Genomic DNA, 18,786 nt, shown 5'->3' with positions numbered 1-18,786 from the left:
CCGCGACCCGGCCGGCCGCGGGTCACCCGGCGTCGGGCTCGTCCCGCTCGCCCCGTAGGAAGCGCTCGAACTCGGCCGCGATCGCATCGCCGTCGACCAGCGGCATGGCCTCCCCACCCGACGCGCGGCCGCGGTCGGGCTCCGGGTCGACCCCCGGGGTCACCCCGGAGTCCTCGTCCATCCGGTCCTCGAGGGACTGGATGTAGTCGCGGAGGTCCTCATCCTCGCCCGCGGCGGCGTCGACACGGTCGGCCCACGTCCGCGCCTGCACGCGCAGCGCGTCCATCGGCACCGCCATGCCCAGGTTCTCCGCGATCCAGGACAGCATCGCCTCGGTACCGCGGGGGTTCGGCGGCGAGGCCACGTAGTGGGGGACCCCCGCGAACACGCTCAGCGTGGGCACCCCCGCCTCCGTGAGGAGTTGTTGGAGCACCCCGGACATCCCGGTGGGCCCCTCGTAGTCCGACGGTTCGACGCCCATCGTCGCCATCCGCTGCCGGCTGAACGCCGCGCCGGTGAGCGGGACCGGACGGGTGTGCGGCACGTCGGCGAGGTAGGCCCCCAGCAGGATCACCTGGGACACCCCGAGGGTGTCGACCAGGTCGACGAACTCCGAGGCGAACCGGCGCCACTTCAGGGCCGGCTCGGGCCCCCGCACCAACAACACGTCCGCGGCGAACCCGTCCGGTCGACACGCCGACACCACCACCCGGGGCCACTCGACCGAGCGGGACACCCCACCCGAGATCCGGACGACGGGCCGCTGGTCCAGGTAGTCGAAGAACTCGTCACCGCCGACCTCGGCGATCTGGCGGGCCTCCCAGTTCAGGGCGAGGTGTTCGATGGTGCCGGTCGCCACGTCCGCGGCGTCGTTCCAGCCCTCGAAGGCCACGATCATCACCGGGCTCTCCAGATCGAGATGCCCGTCGGGACTCCATTGGACAGTCATTAGTACAGCCTACGTTCGTCCGGTTGTTCCCCACCCATACACTGGGGCCATGTCTGTCGATTTCGATTCGCCCTTATTGGATGCCGCCCGTCGGCGAGTACTGATCGGTGACGGGGCGATGGGCACGATGTTGCAGGCCGTCGACCTTGATGTGGACGCGGACTTCCTGGGCCTGGAGGGCTGCAACGAGATCCTCAACGCCACGCGTCCGGACGTCGTGGAGGACATCCACCGGGCGTTCTTCACCGCTGGCGCCGATCTGGTGGAGACCAACACCTTCGGCTGCAACCTGTCCAACCTGGGCGACTACGACATCGTCGACCGGATCGGTGAGCTCGCGGAGAAGGGCGCGGCGATCGCCCGCAAGGTCGCCGACGAGATGGGTCCGTCCCAGGACGGGACCCCCCGGATGGTGCTGGGTTCCCTCGGGCCGGGCACCAAGTTGCCCTCCCTGGGGCAGACCACCTTCGAGGAAATGCGGGACGCCTACGCCCAGGCCGCCGAGGGGCTGGCACGCGGTGGCGCGGACGCCTACCTCATCGAGACGAGCCAGGACCTGCTCCAGGTCAAGGCCGCGGTGCTCGGGTGCCAGGACGGGATGGCCGCCGCCGACAGGCGGCTGCCGATCATCTCCCACGTCACCATCGAGACCACGGGCACCATGCTGCTCGGCTCGGACATCGGCGCGGCCCTGACCGCGTTGGAGCCGCTGGGCATCGACATGATCGGCCTCAACTGCGCCACGGGTCCGGCCGAGATGATCGAGCATTTGCGGTTCCTGTCCCGGCACGCCGGGATCCCCGTGTCGGTCATGCCCAACGCGGGACTGCCGGAGCTCGGTGAGCACGGCGCCGTCTACCCCCTGGGCGCCGACGCGTTCGCGCCGCAGGTGGCCGATTTCGTCTCCGAGTTCGGCCTGTCGATGGTGGGCGGGTGCTGCGGCACCACCCCCGAGCACATCACCCGCCTGCGCGACGAGGTCCTGGGCCGCGAGAAGGCCGAGCGTCGGGTGGAGCCCGTCAACGCGGTCGCCTCGCTGTACAGCTCGACCCCCCTGCGCGCCGACGCCGGGATCCTCATGATCGGTGAGCGCACCAACGCCAACGGTTCCAAGCGGTTCCGCGAGGCCATGCTCGCCGGCGACTGGGACACCTGCATGGACATCGCCAAGGAGCAGATGCGCGACGGTGCGCAGATGGTCGACCTCTGCGTGGACTACGTCGGCCGGGACGGCTCCGACGACATGAAGGAGTTGGCCGGCCGGCTCGCGACCTCCTCGACGCTGCCGATCATGCTCGACTCGACCGAGCCCGGTGTCATCGAGGCCGGTCTGGAGAAGCTGGGTGGCCGCTGCGCGGTCAACTCGGTCAACTACGAGGACGGCGACGGGCCGGAGTCCCGTTTCCAGCGGATCATGCAGCTGGTCTCCCGCCACGGCGCGGCTGTGGTCGGACTGACCATCGACGAGGAGGGCCAGGCCCGGACCGCGGATCGCAAGGTCGAGATCGCCGAGCGGCTCATCTCCGACCTCACCGGTAACTGGGGGGTGGCGGAGGAGGACATCATCATCGACTGTCTGACCTTCCCCATCTCGACCGGCCAGGAGGAGGTCCGCCGCGACGGCATCGAGACAATCGAGGCCATCCGCCGACTCACCGGGTCACACCCGAAGATCCACACCACGCTCGGCTTGTCGAACATCTCGTTCGGCCTCAACCCGGCCGCCCGCCAGGTGCTCAACTCGGTGTTCCTGCACGAGTGCATCCAGGCGGGTCTGGACACCGCGATCGCGCACAGTTCCAAGATCCTGCCCATGAGCAAGATCGACGAGCGGCAGCGGGAGGTCGCCCTCGACCTGGTCTACGACCGTCGCGGTGAGGGATATGACCCCCTCCAGGTGTTCATGGAGCTGTTCGAGGGCGTGTCCGCGGCCGGCGCCAAGGACGCGCGCGCGGCCGAGCTCGCCGCGATGCCGCTCATGGAGCGGCTGTCGGCCAGGATCGTCGACGGCGAGCGCAAGGGACTCGAGGCGGACCTCGACGCCGCGATGGCGGAGATCCCCCCTCTGGAGATCATCAACACCCACCTGCTCGGCGGGATGAAGACCGTGGGTGAGCTCTTCGGGTCCGGCCAGATGCAGCTGCCGTTCGTCCTGCAGTCGGCGGAGACCATGAAGGCCGCGGTCGCCCACCTCGAGCCCCACATGGAGGCCAGCGACGAGGACGGCAAGGGCCGCATCGTCCTGGCCACGGTCAAGGGCGATGTGCACGACATCGGCAAGAACCTCGTGGACATCATTCTGTCCAACAACGGTTACGACGTGGTCAACATCGGCATCAAGCAGCCGATCTCGGAGATCATCTCCGCGGCCCGCGAGCACAAGGCCGACGTGATCGGCATGTCCGGCCTGCTCGTGAAGTCGACCGTCGTGATGAAGGACAACCTCGCCGAGCTCAACTCGGAGGGGATCGCCGGGGAGTTCCCGGTCCTGCTCGGCGGCGCCGCGCTGACCCGGTCCTACGTCGAGGTCGACCTCGCCGGGATGTACCAGGGTGAGGTGTTCTACGCGCGGGACGCGTTCGAGGGCCTGCGGCTCATGGACGAGGTGATGACGTCCAAACGGACCGGGGTCCCGATGTCGCAGTCGTCGGAGTCCGCGGCCAAGGCCGAAGAACGCCGCGAGCGCCGCGCTCGCAGTGAGCGGATCGCCGCCAAGCGCGCCGCCGAGGCCGAGCCCGTCGTGGTCCCCGAGCGGTCGGACGTCGCGGCCGACCAGCCGATCGCGACCCCTCCGTTCTGGGGGACCCGGATCGCCAAGGGGATCCCGGTGGCGGACTACGCCGGTCACCTGGACGAGCGTGCCCTGTTCTTCGGCCAGTGGGGCCTGCGGGGCACCCGCAGCGGCGACGGGCCGGACTACGAGGAGCTCGTGGCCACCGAGGGCAGGCCCCGCCTGCGTTCGTGGATCGACCGGTTGACCACCGAGAACATCCTGTCCCACTCGGCCGTGGTGTACGGCTACTTCCCGGCCTACTCGGTGGGCGAGGAGATCTGGGTGCTCGCCGAGCCGCGCCCCGACGCCGAGGTGCTCCACAAGATCGCGTTCCCGCGCCAGCAGCGACCGCGCTTCCTGGCCATCCCCGACTTCCTGGCCTCCAAGGAGCGCTGCGAGGCCGAGGGAGTGGTGGACGTGCTGCCGTTCCAGCTGGTCACCATGGGCACGCCCATCGCGGACTTCGCCAACGAGCTGTTCGCCGCGGACAACTACCGGGACTACCTCGAGGTACACGGCCTGTCCGTGCAGCTCACCGAGGCCCTCGCCGAGTTCTGGCACCGACGGGTCCGCGACGAACTCCGCCTGCCCGAGGGCACGGTCTCCGACGAGGACCCGGACAGCATCGAGGAGTACTTCAACCTCAAGTACCGGGGTGCCCGGTACAGCTTCGGCTACGGCGCTTGCCCCGACCTGGAGTCCCGCAAGGTGGTCGTCGATCTGCTCGAGCCCGAGCGCATCGGCGTCGAACTCTCCGAGGAACTGCAGTTACATCCCGAGCAGTCGACCGACGCGTTCGTGCTATACCACCCGGAGGCCAAGTACTTCAACGTCTGAGGCGGGCACGCAGGACAGCCTGTCCTTGCTGGTGGGCGGCCCTCCTCCCGGGTGATGATGAGTGAATGAACACCACCCGGGACGGGGCGCTCCGCACGTTCGTCGCCTCGCGCCAGGGCGCGCTCGCGGTGGCCACCGTCCTGGCGATCGTGGTGTACCTGATCGCGAGTGCGTCCGCCGACCCCGGCGTCACGGCCGCAGGGCAGTGGGTGATCCGCGCCCCGCTTGTCGCCGTGGTGGTGGTAGGGGGTGTTCCCCTCATCATCGGAGTAGTTCGATCGGCGGTGAGGAGCGCGGGGGGAGCGGACATGCTCGCCGCGGTGTCGATCGTCACCGCAGTTCTGCTCTCCGAATGGCTGGTGGCCGCGATCATCGTCCTGATGCTGTCGGGCGGAGAGGCCCTCGAGGCCGCGGCGTCACGGAGGGCATCGGCGATCCTCGACGCCCTGGCGCGACGCAGCCCGTCCATCGCCCACCGGCTCCGCGGTACTTCACCGTCCGAGGGCGTGGATGACCTCCGCGCCGACGACGTCAGGGTCGGTGACCTGCTGTTGGTCCTGCCCCACGAGCTGTGTCCCGTCGACGGCGAGGTCGTGGAGGGCGACGGCGCGATGGACGAGTCCTACCTCACGGGTGAGCCGTACGTCGTGCCCAAGTCCCCCGGTTCCCAGGTGCTCTCCGGTGCCGTGAACGGCGACGCGGCTCTGACCGTCCGAGCCGAACTCGTCGCTGCCGACTCCCGTTACGCGCAGATAGTCGGCGTACTCCGCGAGGCGGAGGAGCACCGGCCCCCGATGCGTCGTCTCGCGGACCGCCTCGGAGCCTGGTACACGTTGGTCGCGCTGACCCTGGGCGTTCTCGGATGGGCGATCTCCGGCGATCCGACTCGCTTCCTCGCGGTGGTCGTGGTGGCGACCCCGTGCCCGCTGCTCATCGGAGTCCCCGTCGCGATCATCGGGGCCATATCGCTAGCCGCCAAGCGCGGCATCATCATCAGGAACCCGGCGATGCTCGAGGAGGTCGCACGGGTCGAGACGATGATGTTCGACAAGACCGGCACGCTCACCTACGGTCGGCCCGTGCTGACCGAGATCATCGCGCGGCCCGGAACGGATGCCGATGACGTCCTGTCCACCGCGGCGGCGGTGGAGGTCTACTCCCGACACCCACTCGCGAGAGCCGTCGTCGATGCGGCCACCGAACGGGGGCTGGACACGCCGCCACTGAGCTCCGTCACCGAGAAACCCGGCGCCGGGTTGGTCGGTGAGGTGGGTGGACGCAGCCTCCGACTCACCAACCGCCGCGGACTCGCCGCGGTCGATCCCGAGGCACTCGTGCTCCTGCCTGCGACGCAGACCGGGATGGAATCCGTCGTGCTCGTCGACGACCGGTACGCCGCCACTTTCCGGTTCCGTGACGAGCCGCGGGCCACGGCCGGCGACTTCATCGCCCACCTGCCCCGCGCGCACGGTGTCAAGCGCATGATGATCATCTCGGGTGACCGCGAGGCCGAGGTCCGCCGGCTGGCAGACCGCGTGGGCATCAGTGAGGTGTACGGCGGGGTCAGTCCCGAGGGCAAACTCGCGATCGTCCGCGAACGCACGGCCGCGGGGCCGACGCTGTTCCTCGGCGACGGCATCAATGACGCCCCGGCGATGACTGCCGCGACCGCAGGAGTCGCGTTCGGCGCCACCTCCGACGTGACCTCCGAGGCCGCCGACGCCGTGGTGCTGGACTCCTCGCTGGAGCGCCTCGACGACCTGTTGCACATCGGCGCGCGGATGCGGCGGATCGCCCTGCAGTCAGCGGTAGGCGGGATGGCAGCCTCGGTGATCGGGATGCTCCTCGCCGTCTTCGGCCTGCTCAGCCCTCTCGCCGGCGCGATCGCACAAGAGGTCATCGACGTCCTCGCGATCCTCAACTCGGCGCGAGTGGTGATGGCGCCTCGGAAGCTCAGCGACTTCGAAACGATCCCGTCGGAACCACACGACGAGATCGCCTCCCACCGGGGATGACACGGCCGGCGACCGGCGTGGAACGTGCGTATGCCGTATCCGCTGGGTGGGACTGCGGACGGCACGGGGCGAGCGTCCCCTCGGCGCCTCGGGTCACCCCCGGTTCACCTGACTCGGGTAGACAGTAGGCCGTGACCAGCAATTCCTCTGACCGTGTTCCGTCCGCCGTCTGTCTCGACATGGACGGCACCCTCGTCGACACCGAGCGACTGTGGGACATCGCCGTGTACGAGCTCGCCGAGCACCTGGGGCGCCCCCTCGACGAGACGACCCGCGAGAGGACGCTGGGCAACTCCCTCCACGGGTTCTTCGAGATCCTCGGCGAGTACACGGGTCGCCGGATCGTGGGCGAGGAGTTCGACCGCCTCGCCCACCGCCTCAACTCCCGGGTCACCGAGTTGATGCGAACCGATATGAGGTGGCGGCCGGGCGCCGAGGATCTCCTCGCCGACATCGCGTCGACGGGGACCCCGGTCGCGTTGGTCACCAACACCACCGCCGATGTCGCGGTGGTGCCCCTCGAGTTCATCGACCGCTCCCGCTTCGACGTGGTGGTCACCGGGTGCATGGTCACCGACGCCAAGCCCGCCCCGGACCCGTATCTCCTCGCGTGTGCCCGGCTCGGGGTGGAGCCCGGCTCGGCGGTGGCGGTGGAGGATTCCGTCACCGGCGCGACCGCGGCGGTCGCCGCCGGTTGCCGGGTGCTGTACATCCCGTCGACCGACGGCCAGCCCGGCGTCGTCGGGGCCCACACCCACGACACCCTGGAGGGCGTCGACACCGCGGCGCTCCACGGGCTCACCTCCGGCACACCCGTGGGTGCGGCTATGGGACAATCGAGCGTGTGAAGACCTTCGACTCGCTGTTCACCGAGCTGTCCGAGCGCATCACCGCGCGCCCCGAGGGGTCCGGCACCGTCGCCGCGTTCGACAAGGGTGTGCATCATCTGGGCAAGAAGGTCATCGAAGAAGCCGGTGAGGTGTGGATCGCCGCCGAGTACCAGTCCGATGAGGAACTGGCGGAGGAGATCTCCCAGCTCCTGTACTGGACCCAGGTCATGATGCTCAGGCGCGGACTCGGCCTCGAGGACGTCTACCGACATCTCTAGACCCCGCCCCGCGTCCACCCTCACGCTCACAGATTCCGGAGCCCCCGTCATGCTGCGCGTCGCACTGCCCAACAAGGGCGCCCTGTCCGAGTCCGCCTCCGAGATGCTCGCCGAGGCGGGGTACCGCCGTCGGCACGAGGGGAGCAAGGACCTCACGCTGATCGACCCGGACAACGACGTCGAGTTCTTCTTCCTGCGCCCCAAGGACATCGCCGTCTATGTGGGCTCCGGCCGCCTCGAGATGGGCATCACCGGCCGGGATCTGGCCGCGGATTCCATGGCCGAGGTCGATGAGCTCCTCGATCTGGGCTTCGGCCACTCCACCTTCCGTTACGCCGGTCCCGCCGGGGCGGGATGGTCCACCGACCGGCTCGCCGGCGCGCGGATCGCGACTTCGTACCCCAATATCGTCCGTCGGGACCTCCAGCAGCGGGGGGTCGAGGCGGAGGTCATCCGCCTCGACGGCGCCGTGGAGATCTCGATCCAACTGGGAGTGGCCGACTGCATCGCCGACGTCGTGGGGTCCGGACGGACGCTCAAGGTCCACGGCCTGGAGGCGTTCGGCGACATCCTGTGCGACTCCTCGGGCGTGCTGATCTCCCGGGCGGACGCCGAGGTGTCCGGGGCGATGGCACAGCTCAGGGCGCGCCTGCAGGGCGTGGTGTTCGCCCAGCAGTACATGATGCTCGACTACAACTGCCCCAAGGATCTGCTCGACGAGGTCTCGGCGATCACGCCGGGCATCGAGTCGCCCACGGTCTCGCCGATGGCGGACCCGGCGTGGATCGCCGTCCGGTCGATGGTGCCGCGCAAGCGGGTCAACTCGATCATGGACGAGCTCGCCGCGTCCGGTGCGAAGTCGGTCATCGCGACCGACATCCGCTCCTGCCGCATGGGCTGAACCCCCGAACTATCCTGAATTCCCGGTGGACGATCCCACCCACAGAAGGCCCACGAGCCGGTTGAAGTGAACGCAGTACACCCGCTGTTAGACTCGCGGGCATGAGGGCAGAGCAGCGCACCTTTAGCGAGTTGGTGGACGGGCAGCGGCAACTGCTCGTCCCCCTATACCAACGCCCATACAGTTGGTCCAAGAAGCACCGTGCGACGCTCGCCGATGACATCTTCGAAAAGTTCGACGACCTCGACACTCACGAAAACCATTTTCTCGGTTCCGTTGTCTTGGCACCTGCGACCGGTAGCAGCTTCTTCGGCATCATGCGCGTCCTGGTGGTGGACGGGCAACAACGGCTCACCAGCCTCTACATTTTTGTCCTCGCGATTCGCGATCGACTTCGGACGTTGGGGCAAGATGGCGCGGCCGACAAGACTAACGACATCTACTTGATCAACCGACACGAAAACGGTGAATCACGTCCAAAACTTCTTCCGACACAATTGGATCGGGAGGCGCTGGAGCACTTGGTTGACGGAACGAGTCGACCGGCTGGCTCCTCTGAAATCCTTAACGCCTACGACGAATTCAGCGCGATGGTGAGCAAGCTCGACTATCCGGAGCTCTCCAAGCTACTCAACGTGATTGCCTCGCGGATGGAGATAATCGCGATATCATTGTCCCCGGATGACAACACCTTCAGAATTTTCGAGTCGCTTAACGATAAAGGCCTGTCTCTGACACAGGGCGATCTGCTTCGCAACCATGTTTTTATGATGCTGCCAACTCAGGGCGATCTTGTACATCGGACGATGTGGGCGGATATCGAGAAGAACATCGGCTCCGAGCGAATAGAGGACCTCGCCTACCTGGATATGGTCTTGCGAGGTTCCCCGACCCTGTCGAAGAAGAACACCTACCAGGCCCAGAAAACTAGACTCGCGCGCCGTGCAGCAGACGAGAACGACGTGGTTGACTTTGTGCGGGACCTGCGTCTCCGAAGCACCTACCTGCGGAACATTCTGTTCCCTGAGACCACCCCAAATCCCGCGATCGGCGCTGCGCTGCGGAGAATTAAGCGAGTGGGGAACGAGACCGTCCATCCGCTCGCGCTTTTCCTTCTTGAAGGTCATGCTGAAGGCCGGATTGGTGAGGATGACGTAGTCTTGGCGCTGCACTACGCAGAATCATTCTTGGTTCGCAGGACACTCGCCGGATTGACGGCTGCAGGCCTGAACAGATTGTTCACGCGGATACCACAGGATTTGGACTTCGCGGAACCTATCCCATCGCGCATTCGCAGCATACTGTCGCGTCCGCAGTATCGCTGGCCGAACGACACTGAACTCCGAGAGAACGCACTTCGCGAGCGGCTGTACAACGTCACGCGAAATCCGACGCTCCGCCATGTGTTGCTCGGATTGGAAGAGTCCTTCGGGCACAAAGAACTCGGCCTACTCAACTCAGACGCGCTTTCCATCGAGCATATCCTCCCGCAAAAACCGCCGCCGTCGTGGGAAGGCCCGATCCGAACAGTTGACGGAATCGATCCAGAAATGCAGCTCCATTGCCTAGGCAATCTCACGCTGACGGGTTTGAACCAGGAGATGGGGAACAATCACTTCGCCCTGAAACGCCAGATCCTTCGCAATAGCAAACTGGCCCTCAACGTCGAGATCGCCGCACACCGGGAATGGGGCAGCGCCGAGATCCTCGACCGAGCGGTGGAACTAGCGGATCGCGTCGCGTCTCTTTGGGCTGGCCCAACGGTCTCGGGCAGCCAGCGCCCAGCTTCGAACACTCGACGACCCCCGGCTCCTGTAGGCGGACTTTCACCGGTCTCCGAATTGCCTCTATCTTCAACTCCCGATGGTCCGCGACCTGTCGGCCGCCGTGCTGATACTTCGGAGCCGCCTCAAGCGCCGATCTTCGGCACTTCGTCCGCTGCACCCGCTCCGCCACTGCCGAGGAGGCCACGGGCGGCTTCCACGCCCACGGCAAGTCGGGGCGCCGGTGTCAATCCATCCGCGGAGAAGTCCTTCACGGGATCGATCGAGGATCATCTCCTCGAATGCCTGCGGCGGGTTGTCCCGGGGGGATACCTGACCACGAATCAGATCTGTGCGATGGAATCATCTGCCTTCAAACGACGGGGGTTAACCCGGTCCCGGCTCGACGAGTGGCTGACGGCACACGAGCAGGAGTATTCAGGGTTCTGGGTCGACAGGACGACGAGGAAAGTAGCGGTCTACCGAACCGTCTAGTCCGAGTGCCTTTGCAGCTGAGAACGGCATGGCGCACTTCGCCGGTCTGAACTCAGACCCGCTCGACCAGCAATGCCTGCAGGGTGTGGCCGATCGCACCGACCTCGTCGAAGAGAGTTCCGGTGGTCGCGCCCACCCCGTCGGGACCGATCGAGGCCCGCGCTGTCACCCCGATCCACTGCCCGACGGGCCGGCGGTGCAGGTGCGTGACGACGTCGGTGTTGAGGAATCGCCACTCGTGGGGTTCGAGGACCGCTCCGACGCCGTTGGCGATGTCCGCCACGCACATCACGTGCTCGGCGGGGGTCGTCTCCTCACCTGCCACCAGCGGCAGGGTGGGCCGCGCCCACACCGTGCCGTCCTCGGCACCCCGGATCTCGAGAGAGTCGATGTAACCGCTGGTCCAGCGGTTGAAGAACTCACTGTTGTGATCGGCCCCAGGAAGCTGGCGGGGCTGATCCAGCGTCTGCTCGACCTCCGCGGTGTCGCTGACGAGCATCCGCCACGCGCTCGCCCGGGCGACGATCCGTCCCCGCGCCTCGAGCTCGGACTCGACCAGCTGGATCCGCCGGCCCGGTCGTGTGACGCGCGCCCGCGTCCGCAACTCGCCCAGCGGGACCGGACCCAGCAGGTCGACCGCCACCCGTGCGATCCGCGTCTCCTCGGACGGGTCCAGCCGATCCATGGCCCGGGTGAGGATGGCAGAGGGCGGGGCCCCGTGTTGCAGGTCGGGGCCCCAGGCGCTCACGGTGTGCGGCGTCGCTCGGAAGACCTCCCAGCCGTCGTCGGTACCCAGCGGCTCGAAGTAGGCCTCCGTCATCATGTTCTCCTCGGTTCTCCCTGACCTGACAGCAGAGTGTCCGTCCCGGCTGGTACCACCCGCGTCCCGGGCCACCCCGGGTACTCCGGCGGGGTACCGCCGTACGCCGGACACAGGGCCTGATGATTGCACCAGTCGCACAGGCGGGACGTACGGGGGCGGAAGTCCCCCGTCTCCCCGGCCCGCTCGATCTCCGACCAGAGCGAGTCGAGGGACGCCTCGGTCTCTCCGAGGGATGCATGATCCGGGGTGAGGGTGAGCCAGCTGCCGTTCTTGAGGTAGATGAGTTTGAGCTGCGCGGGGAGCACCCCGTGGACGCGGTGGTACATCAGGGCGTAGAAGCGCATCTGGAACATCGCCTGGTGCTGGTACCGCGGGTTCGGGGGTTTGCCGGTCTTGTAGTCGACGACCCTGACCTCGCCGGTCGGTGCCACGTCGACCCGGTCGAGGTAGCCGTGGAGCGGGGTGCCCGACTGAGTGGCCGTGAGCAGGTACTGCTCGCACGAGGCGGGGGAGAAGCGCTGCGGGTCCTCGACGCCGTAGAGGGCCGAGACCAGGCCCGCGACCTCGGCCTCGAACCCGGGGCGTTCGGCCACAGGTACCACGTCGGCGCCGTCCTCCGCCGCGTAGAAGTTCTCGACGGCGGCGGGGACGAGGTCCGCGGCGCGCTGCGGCGCCCGGTCGGCCTGCTCGAGGCCGTAGAGCTCCTCGAGCACCGAGTGGACGACGGTGCCCGTCACCTGGGCGCGGGTCTTGGGCTCCGGGATCCGGTCGATGGTGCGCAGGCGGTACAGCAGCGGGCACTGCCGGAAGTCCGCCGCGCGCGAGGCGGACAGGGCGAGGGGCTTGCGTTCCGGCAGGGGTACGTCGCCCGCTGCCGGGATGCCGCCGATTTCCAGGGGATCCGTCACACCTGGCAGGGTAGACAACCGGTCGGACAACCGGCCCGTATGTCCCCCCTGGAGGTCCTGTGCAGCGATCCGGTCCGTTCGTCGTGGGCGACCGCGTCCAACTCACCGACACCAAGGGGCGCAAGTACACGGTCGTCCTCGTCGAGGGCGCCGAGTTCTTCACCCACCACGGGGCCGTCCGCCACGACGACCTGATCGGTGCGCCGGAGGGGTCGATCGTCACCTCGACCAAGGACTCCCACTACCTCGCGCTCCGGCCGCTCCTCACCGACTACGTGCTGTCCATGCCGCGCGGCGCCCAGGTGATCTACCCCAAGGACGCCGCGCAGATCGTGCACGAGGGTGACGTGTTCCCCGGCGCCCGCGTCCTGGAGGCCGGTGCCGGTTCCGGCGCGCTGACCTGCTCACTGCTCCGGGCCGTGGGCCCCGAGGGGCGGGTGTTCTCCTACGAGATCCGTGAGGACCACGCCGAGCACGCCGAGCGCAACGTCCGTACGTTCTACGGCGAGCACCCCGAGAACTGGGATCTGCGCGTCGCGGACCTGGCCGAGACCTCCGTGGAGGCGCTGGGGGGCCAGGTCGACCGCGTGATGCTGGACATGCTCGCGCCCTGGGAGTGCCTGCCCACGGTGAGCGACGTGTTGGTGCCCGGCGGGGTGCTGGTTGCCTACGTGGCCACCACGACCCAGCTGTCGGACGTCGTGGAGGCCCTGCGGCGTCAGCAGTGCTGGACCGAGCCCCGGGCGTGGGAGTCGATCAACCGCGGCTGGCACGTGGTCGGCCTGGCCGTGCGTCCGGAGCACCGCATGCAGGGCCACACGGCGTTCCTCGTGACCGCCCGCCGGCTCGCCGAGGGCGTGACCACCCTCAAGCCCAAGCGGCGCAGCGGAAAGGGCTGACCGGCGGACTCGCAGGGACCTGCGCCCGCGTCCGCCGATAAGGTGGAGGGGACGACGACGAGGTGACTCGTCGACGACCAGGAGGGCAGGTGATCGCGTGACCGAGGGACGATCCCCGGCCGGCGACGGGCAGGACCGGGTCGCCATCGACCGGGCCGAGCTCGCACGGCTGCGCAAGGCCGTGGACGAGGGGGCCCGTTCGGACCGCGAGAAGACGATCAAGATCGACGCCCTCGGCGCCCGCAACGTCCGGCTCGCGGACCTGCTCAAGGACTCGCGCGACCAGCTCGAGGCGCTCAAGAGTGAGGTTGAACGACTCGGCACCCCGCCCAGCACCTACGGCGTGGTCCTGGCCCGACCCTCCGGCCCGGACTCCGTGGAGGTCATGGCCGCGGGTAGGCGGATGCGCCTCGCGATCGCCCCGGGGGTGGACCCTGCCGAACTCACCGCCGGTACGACGGTGCGTCTCAACGAGGCCTTGACCGTGCTCGAGGTCTCCGGAGAGCTGCCCGTCACGGGCGTCACCGCCATGTTCCGTGACGTACTCGCCGACGGCGTCCGCGCCCGCGTCGTGATGGGCAACGACGAGGAGCACATCGTCGTGCTGGCCACCGCGCTGCGGGGCGGTCGGACCGCCGAGCACCCCGCCCCGGTCCGTCCGGGCGACGCGGTGCTGGTCGACCCCAAGGCGGGCGTGGCGTATGAGGTCGTGCCCAAGGCCGAGGTCGACGAGCTCCTGCTCGAGGAGATCCCGATGGTGGAGTACTCCGACATCGGTGGACTCGGACCGCAGATCGAGCAGATCCGCGACGCCATCGAGCTGCCCTTCATCCACCACGACCTCTACCGCGAGTTCCACCTGGCCCCACCCAAGGGCGTCCTGCTCTACGGGCCCCCCGGCTGCGGCAAGACCCTCATCGCCAAGGCCGTCGCGCACTCATTGGCCCGCGCGTCGGCGGTCTCCCGGGGCGACGACGTCTCCGACGGTCGCTATCCCAACTCGTACTTCCTGTCCATCAAGGGCCCGGAACTGCTCAACAAGTACGTCGGCGAGACCGAGCGGCACATCCGCTCCATCTTCGAGCGGGCGCGTGAGAAGGCGACCGAGGGCAACCCGGTCATCGTGTTCTTCGACGAGATGGACTCCATCTTCCGCACCCGCGGTTCCGGTGTCTCCTCGGACATGGAGACCACGATCGTGCCCCAGCTACTCGCGGAGATCGACGGCGTGGAGGACCTGCGCAACGTCATCGTGATCGGCGCCTCCAACCGCGAGGACATGATCGACCCGGCCATCCTGCGCCCCGGCCGGCTCGACCTGAAGATCCGCATCGACCGGCCCGACCGCGACGCCGCGACCGATATCCTGGCGAAGTACATCACCCCCGACCTGCGCTTCGACCCGGAGGAGGTCGGGGACGCGGACGAGCAGACGCACGTGGCGGACCTCATCGACCGGATCGTCGACAGGCTCTACACGCGCGACGAGTCCACCACGTACGTGCACCTGGTGTACGCCTCGGGCCGCCGATCCTCCCTGTACCTGGCCGACCTCACCTCCGGGGCGATGCTGCGCAACATCGTGGACCGGGCCAAGAAGCTGGCGATCAAGGACATCGTCCACGGCACCGGGCAGGGCCTGACCACAGACGACTTCCTCGACGCTGTCGACGCCGAGTTCGCCGAGAGCGCGGACCTGCCCAACACCTCCAACCCGCAGGAATGGGCGCGGCTGACCGGTGTCCGCGGTGAGCGCGTCGTCGACGTCTCCATCCCCAACAAGGGCGTGGACCAGTGACCCCTCCCGTTCGGAACGCGTCGGGTGAGGTCGGGCGAGGCCGGATCATCGGCACCGAGATCGAGTTTGGCATCGTCGCGGTCGGGCAGCCCCTGCTCAGCTCGGTGGTCACCTCCACCCAGGTGATCAAGGCCTACACCGACCCCGGGGAGTCCGCCGGCGGCGCCGACGAGACCCGCTGGGACTACGAGTCGGAATCGCCCCTGCGCGACGCCCGCGGTTTCGACCTGGGAGCCGTGCGCGCCTACGACCCCGGCGAGTTCGGGGTGACCAACCGGGTGCTGACCAACGGCGCGCGCTTCTACGTCGACCACGCACACCCCGAGTACTCCGCGCCGGAGGTCGACTCCCCGCGCGACGCGGTGATCTGGGACAAGGCCGGCGAGCTCGTCATGCACCGCGCCGGGGTCGAGTCCTCGGCGACCGAGGGCAACGCCGAACTCAAGCTGTACAAGAACAACGTCGACGGCAAGGGCGCCTCGTACGGCGCGCACGAGAACTACCTCGTCCGCCGCGACGTCGACTTCGACGCCCTGACCCTGAGCCTGGCACCGCACCTGCTGTCCCGGCAGGTGTTCTGCGGCGCCGGACGCGTGGGGATCGGGCAGTCCGGCGAGACGGCCGGCTTCCAGCTCTCCCAGCGCGCCGACTACATCGAGGTGCTCACCGGGCTCGAGACGACCCTGCGTCGCGGGATCATCAACACCCGCGACGAGCCGCACGCGTCCGACGAGACGTGGCGCCGACTGCACGTGATCATCGGCGACGCGAACATGTCCGAACTGGCGACGTACCTCAAGATCGGCACCACGTGCCTGGTCCTGGACGCCATCGAGGAGGGCGTCGACTTCTCCGATCTCCTGCCCGTCGACCCCGTGGAGGCGGTGCACGTCATCAGTCACGACACGTCGCTGACCGCCACGGTGCCGCTGCCCGACGGCCGCGCACTGACCGGGATCGGTCTCCAACGCGAGATCCTGGACCGGGTCGCCGACCTCGTCGGCGACGGAGCCGGCCGACCGGACTGGGCCACCGAGGTCCTCGCCGAATGGCGGGAGATCCTCGAGGCCCTCGAGCAGAATCCCATGTCGTGCGCCGACCGCCTGGACTGGCCCGCCAAGCTGCGTCTGCTAGAGGGATTCCGCGCCCGCGACGCGCTGGACTGGGACCACGCGCGGCTCGCGCTCATCGACTTCCAGTACCACGACATCGATCCGGAACGCGGCCTCTACACCCGTCTAGTGGCGAAGGGCGCGATGCGCCGACTGACCACCCCAGACGAGGTCGAGGCCGCCGTCACGACCCCGCCCGCCCGGACGCGGGCCTGGGCCAGGGGACGCTTCCTCGCGGAACTCGGAGACAGCATCCACTCCGCCGGATGGGACCTCGTCGTCGTCGTCGACTCACGCGGCCACCAGCGCCACGTCGACCTCACCGACCCGTACACCGGGACCCGGGAGTACTGCGAGGCGCACCCGGACTTCCTCACCACCGACGGACCGTCACCGTGGTGACCGCACCGACACGCACCTCCGACCACCGAACCTCCCACCGTTAAGGAGAAGTCCATGTCCCGGATCCAGAAGAACGCCGGCGGCCCCGCCGACGGTGACGACGAGGCCGGCCAGGTCGCCAAGGCCGCCGACACCACCTCCGCCGACTCGCTGCTCGACGAGATCGACGACATCCTCGAGACCAACGCCGAGGAGTTCGTGAAGTCCTACGTCCAGAAGGGCGGGCAGTAGACCGCCATGATCCGTCGCATCGTCGGGATCGAGACGGAGTTCGGGATCACCAGCGTCGGCGGTGACGGCGCGCGGTCCCTCGGCGCCGACGAGATCGCCCGCTACTTCTTCCGGCCCGTCGTGCAGCGGTGGCGCAGCTCCAACGTCTTCCTGGAGAACGGCTCCCGCCTCTACCTCGACGTGGGCTCCCACCCCGAGTACGCGACCGCCGAATGCGACGGCCTGCGCCAGCTCGTCGCGCACGACAGGGCGGGGGAGCGGATCGTCGACGACCTCGCCCTGCAGGCCGAGCAGGCACTCGCCGCCGAGGGGATCGACGTCAACGTCTATCTGTTCAAGAACAACACCGACTCGGTGGGCAACTCCTACGGGTGCCACGAGAACTACCTGCTCGACCGGGCCACCCAGGTCCGCAGCATCGCCACCACACTGTTGCCGTTCCTCGTGAGCCGGCAGCTCCTCTGCGGCGCCGGCAAGATCCTGCCCGGCACCCCGGCGGGCGTGGGACTCGGCGAGACGGAGGAACCGACGTTCTGCTTCTCCCAGCGCGCCGAACACATGTGGGACGGCGTCTCGTCCGCCACCACCCGGTCGCGACCGCTCATCAACACCCGAGACGAGCCGCACGCCGACTCGACCCGGTTCCGGCGCATGCACGTGATCGTGGGCGACTCCAACATGATCGAGACCACCACGCTGCTCAAGATCGCCAGCACCCGGCTCGTGCTGGAGATGCTCGAGGCGGGCGTCGAGCTGCGCCCGATGGCGGTGGCGCACCCGGTTCGGGCCATCCGGGAGATCAGCCGCGACCTCACCGGCACGCGGCCCGTCGCGATGACCGACGGCACCACCATGACGGCGCTGGAGATCCAGCGGGAGTTCCTCGCCGGGGTCCACCGCTACCTCGACAGCGGCGGCTGGGAGCGCGACGATCGCCCCGACATCGAGCGGTGCGTGGCCCTGTGGGAGCGGGTGCTCGACGCCGTCGAGTCCGGGGACCACGAGTCGATCGCCGCCGACATCGACTGGGCCGCCAAACTGCGGCTCATCCGGCAGGTCCAGGACAAGACCGGCGTCGACCTCGACCACCCGAGGCTGTCCCAGATCGACCTGACCTACCACGACGTGCGGCCCGGACGCGGGCTCCACTCGGTCCTCGAACGCCGCGGGCTCGTCTCCCGCGTCGTGGACGACGCCGAGGTGGAGCGGGCCCGCACCGTCGCCCCCGAGACCACCCGCGCCGCGCTGCGTGGCAGGTTCATCACGGCCGCCCGGGACGCCGAGCGCGACTTCACCGTGGACTGGGTCCACCTCAAGGTCTCCGACGGCACCCTGCCCACCGTCGCGCTGACGGACCCGTTCGCCCACGAGGACCCGCGTGTCGACGAACTCGTCGCCGCGCTCGGACGATAGCGTCTCCAGGCGTGCCCACCTCGAAGTCCCAACGTCTGGTCAACCTCGTGATCTGTCTGAGGTCGACCAACGCGTTCCTGTCGGCGGGGGAGATCCGCAGGATGGTCCAGGGGTACGACGACGCCGAGAACGACGCCGCCTACCTGCGGATGTTCGAACGGGACAAGCGGGAGCTACGCGACGCCGGGGTCCCGCTCGAACAGGGCGCCTCGCTGGCCCCCGGATCGCCGGCCGGGTACCGCATCCCCGCCCACGGGTACGAGCTGCCCGACATCACCCTCACGCCCCAGCAGGCCGGCGTGCTCGCCGTCGCGGCCGAGGTGTGGCGCGAGGGGGAGCGGGCCGCGCGTGCCGACGGG

At 68.4% G+C, this 18,786-nt stretch carries 14 protein-coding genes and 1 pseudogene; 12 read left to right on the top strand and 3 right to left on the bottom strand.

Annotation, left to right across the window (positions count from 1 at the left end; translation table 11 throughout):
* Nucleotides 1-22 precede the first annotated feature (22 nt).
* On the bottom strand, nucleotides 23-949 hold the full coding sequence (locus tag G6024_RS00310; RefSeq protein ID WP_067714429.1) for a PAC2 family protein: 927 nt from the start codon (nucleotides 947-949) through the stop codon (nucleotides 23-25).
* 49 nt (nucleotides 950-998) lie between these two features.
* Between G6024_RS00310 and metH the strand changes: the two genes are divergently transcribed.
* The 6 genes from metH (at nucleotide 999) to G6024_RS00280 (ending at nucleotide 10,841) form a co-directional block, all read left to right on the top strand.
* Nucleotides 999-4,559 (top strand): methionine synthase, encoded by a 3,561-nt coding sequence (metH, locus tag G6024_RS00305; RefSeq protein ID WP_069390065.1) that lies wholly within the window; start codon nucleotides 999-1,001, stop codon nucleotides 4,557-4,559.
* 65 nt (nucleotides 4,560-4,624) lie between these two features.
* Nucleotides 4,625-6,574, top strand: coding sequence for a heavy metal translocating P-type ATPase (locus G6024_RS00300; RefSeq protein ID WP_159147556.1), 1,950 nt, complete (start codon nucleotides 4,625-4,627; stop codon nucleotides 6,572-6,574).
* 131 nt (nucleotides 6,575-6,705) lie between these two features.
* Nucleotides 6,706-7,422, top strand: coding sequence for an HAD family hydrolase (locus tag G6024_RS00295; protein WP_159147555.1), 717 nt, complete (start codon nucleotides 6,706-6,708; stop codon nucleotides 7,420-7,422).
* On the top strand, nucleotides 7,419-7,682 hold the full coding sequence (locus G6024_RS00290) for a phosphoribosyl-ATP diphosphatase (protein ID WP_120283215.1): 264 nt from the start codon (nucleotides 7,419-7,421) through the stop codon (nucleotides 7,680-7,682). Before G6024_RS00295 ends, G6024_RS00290 begins: the two co-directional genes overlap by 4 nt.
* A 49-nt stretch (nucleotides 7,683-7,731) precedes the next feature.
* On the top strand, nucleotides 7,732-8,583 hold the full coding sequence (gene hisG / locus G6024_RS00285) for an ATP phosphoribosyltransferase (protein WP_120283213.1): 852 nt from the start codon (nucleotides 7,732-7,734) through the stop codon (nucleotides 8,581-8,583).
* 101 nt (nucleotides 8,584-8,684) lie between these two features.
* On the top strand, nucleotides 8,685-10,841 hold the full coding sequence (locus G6024_RS00280; protein ID WP_159147554.1) for a DUF262 domain-containing protein: 2,157 nt from the start codon (nucleotides 8,685-8,687) through the stop codon (nucleotides 10,839-10,841).
* A gap of 52 nt (nucleotides 10,842-10,893) precedes the next feature.
* Here G6024_RS00280 and G6024_RS00275 read toward each other — a convergent pair whose 3' ends face one another.
* Together G6024_RS00275 and G6024_RS00270 are read right to left on the bottom strand one after the other, a co-directional pair.
* Nucleotides 10,894-11,661 carry a thioesterase family protein gene (locus G6024_RS00275; RefSeq protein ID WP_159147557.1) on the bottom strand — a complete coding sequence of 256 codons (768 nt, stop codon included), beginning with the start codon at nucleotides 11,659-11,661 and terminating at the stop codon, nucleotides 10,894-10,896.
* Entirely contained in the window at nucleotides 11,661-12,572 is a 912-nt protein-coding gene (locus G6024_RS00270; RefSeq protein WP_119191683.1) for a RecB family exonuclease, read from the bottom strand. Before G6024_RS00270 ends, G6024_RS00275 begins: the two co-directional genes overlap by 1 nt.
* Nucleotides 12,573-12,631: 59 nt before the next feature.
* On the opposite strand from G6024_RS00270, the gene G6024_RS00265 reads away from it, so the two are divergent.
* The 6 genes and pseudogenes from G6024_RS00265 to G6024_RS00240 form a co-directional block, all read left to right on the top strand.
* Nucleotides 12,632-13,471, top strand: coding sequence for a tRNA (adenine-N1)-methyltransferase (locus G6024_RS00265; RefSeq protein WP_119191682.1), 840 nt, complete (start codon nucleotides 12,632-12,634; stop codon nucleotides 13,469-13,471).
* A 97-nt stretch (nucleotides 13,472-13,568) separates the two neighbouring features.
* Nucleotides 13,569-15,269 carry a proteasome ATPase gene (gene arc / locus G6024_RS00260; protein ID WP_119191681.1) on the top strand — a complete coding sequence of 567 codons (1,701 nt, stop codon included), beginning with the start codon at nucleotides 13,569-13,571 and terminating at the stop codon, nucleotides 15,267-15,269.
* Nucleotides 15,266-16,783 (top strand): depupylase/deamidase Dop, encoded by a 1,518-nt coding sequence (gene dop / locus G6024_RS00255; RefSeq protein ID WP_119191680.1) that lies wholly within the window; start codon nucleotides 15,266-15,268, stop codon nucleotides 16,781-16,783. Before arc ends, dop begins: the two co-directional genes overlap by 4 nt.
* A gap of 54 nt (nucleotides 16,784-16,837) precedes the next feature.
* Nucleotides 16,838-17,014 (top strand): ubiquitin-like protein Pup, encoded by a 177-nt coding sequence (locus G6024_RS00250; protein ID WP_096905488.1) that lies wholly within the window; start codon nucleotides 16,838-16,840, stop codon nucleotides 17,012-17,014.
* Nucleotides 17,015-17,020: 6 nt separating this feature from the next.
* The gene (gene pafA, locus G6024_RS00245; RefSeq protein WP_119191679.1) at nucleotides 17,021-18,427 is read left to right on the top strand and encodes a Pup--protein ligase; all 1,407 of its coding nucleotides are present in this window, start codon (nucleotides 17,021-17,023) and stop codon (nucleotides 18,425-18,427) included.
* Nucleotides 18,428-18,438: 11 nt separating this feature from the next.
* A pseudogene (locus G6024_RS00240) lies at nucleotides 18,439-18,786 on the top strand (helix-turn-helix transcriptional regulator); the annotation flags it as partial.

Origin of the sequence: Dietzia maris (assembly GCF_014144855.1) — a bacterium.
In the GTDB taxonomy this organism is placed as follows: domain Bacteria; phylum Actinomycetota; class Actinomycetes; order Mycobacteriales; family Mycobacteriaceae; genus Dietzia; species Dietzia kunjamensis.
This window is presented reverse-complemented; position numbering and strand designations above follow the sequence as displayed.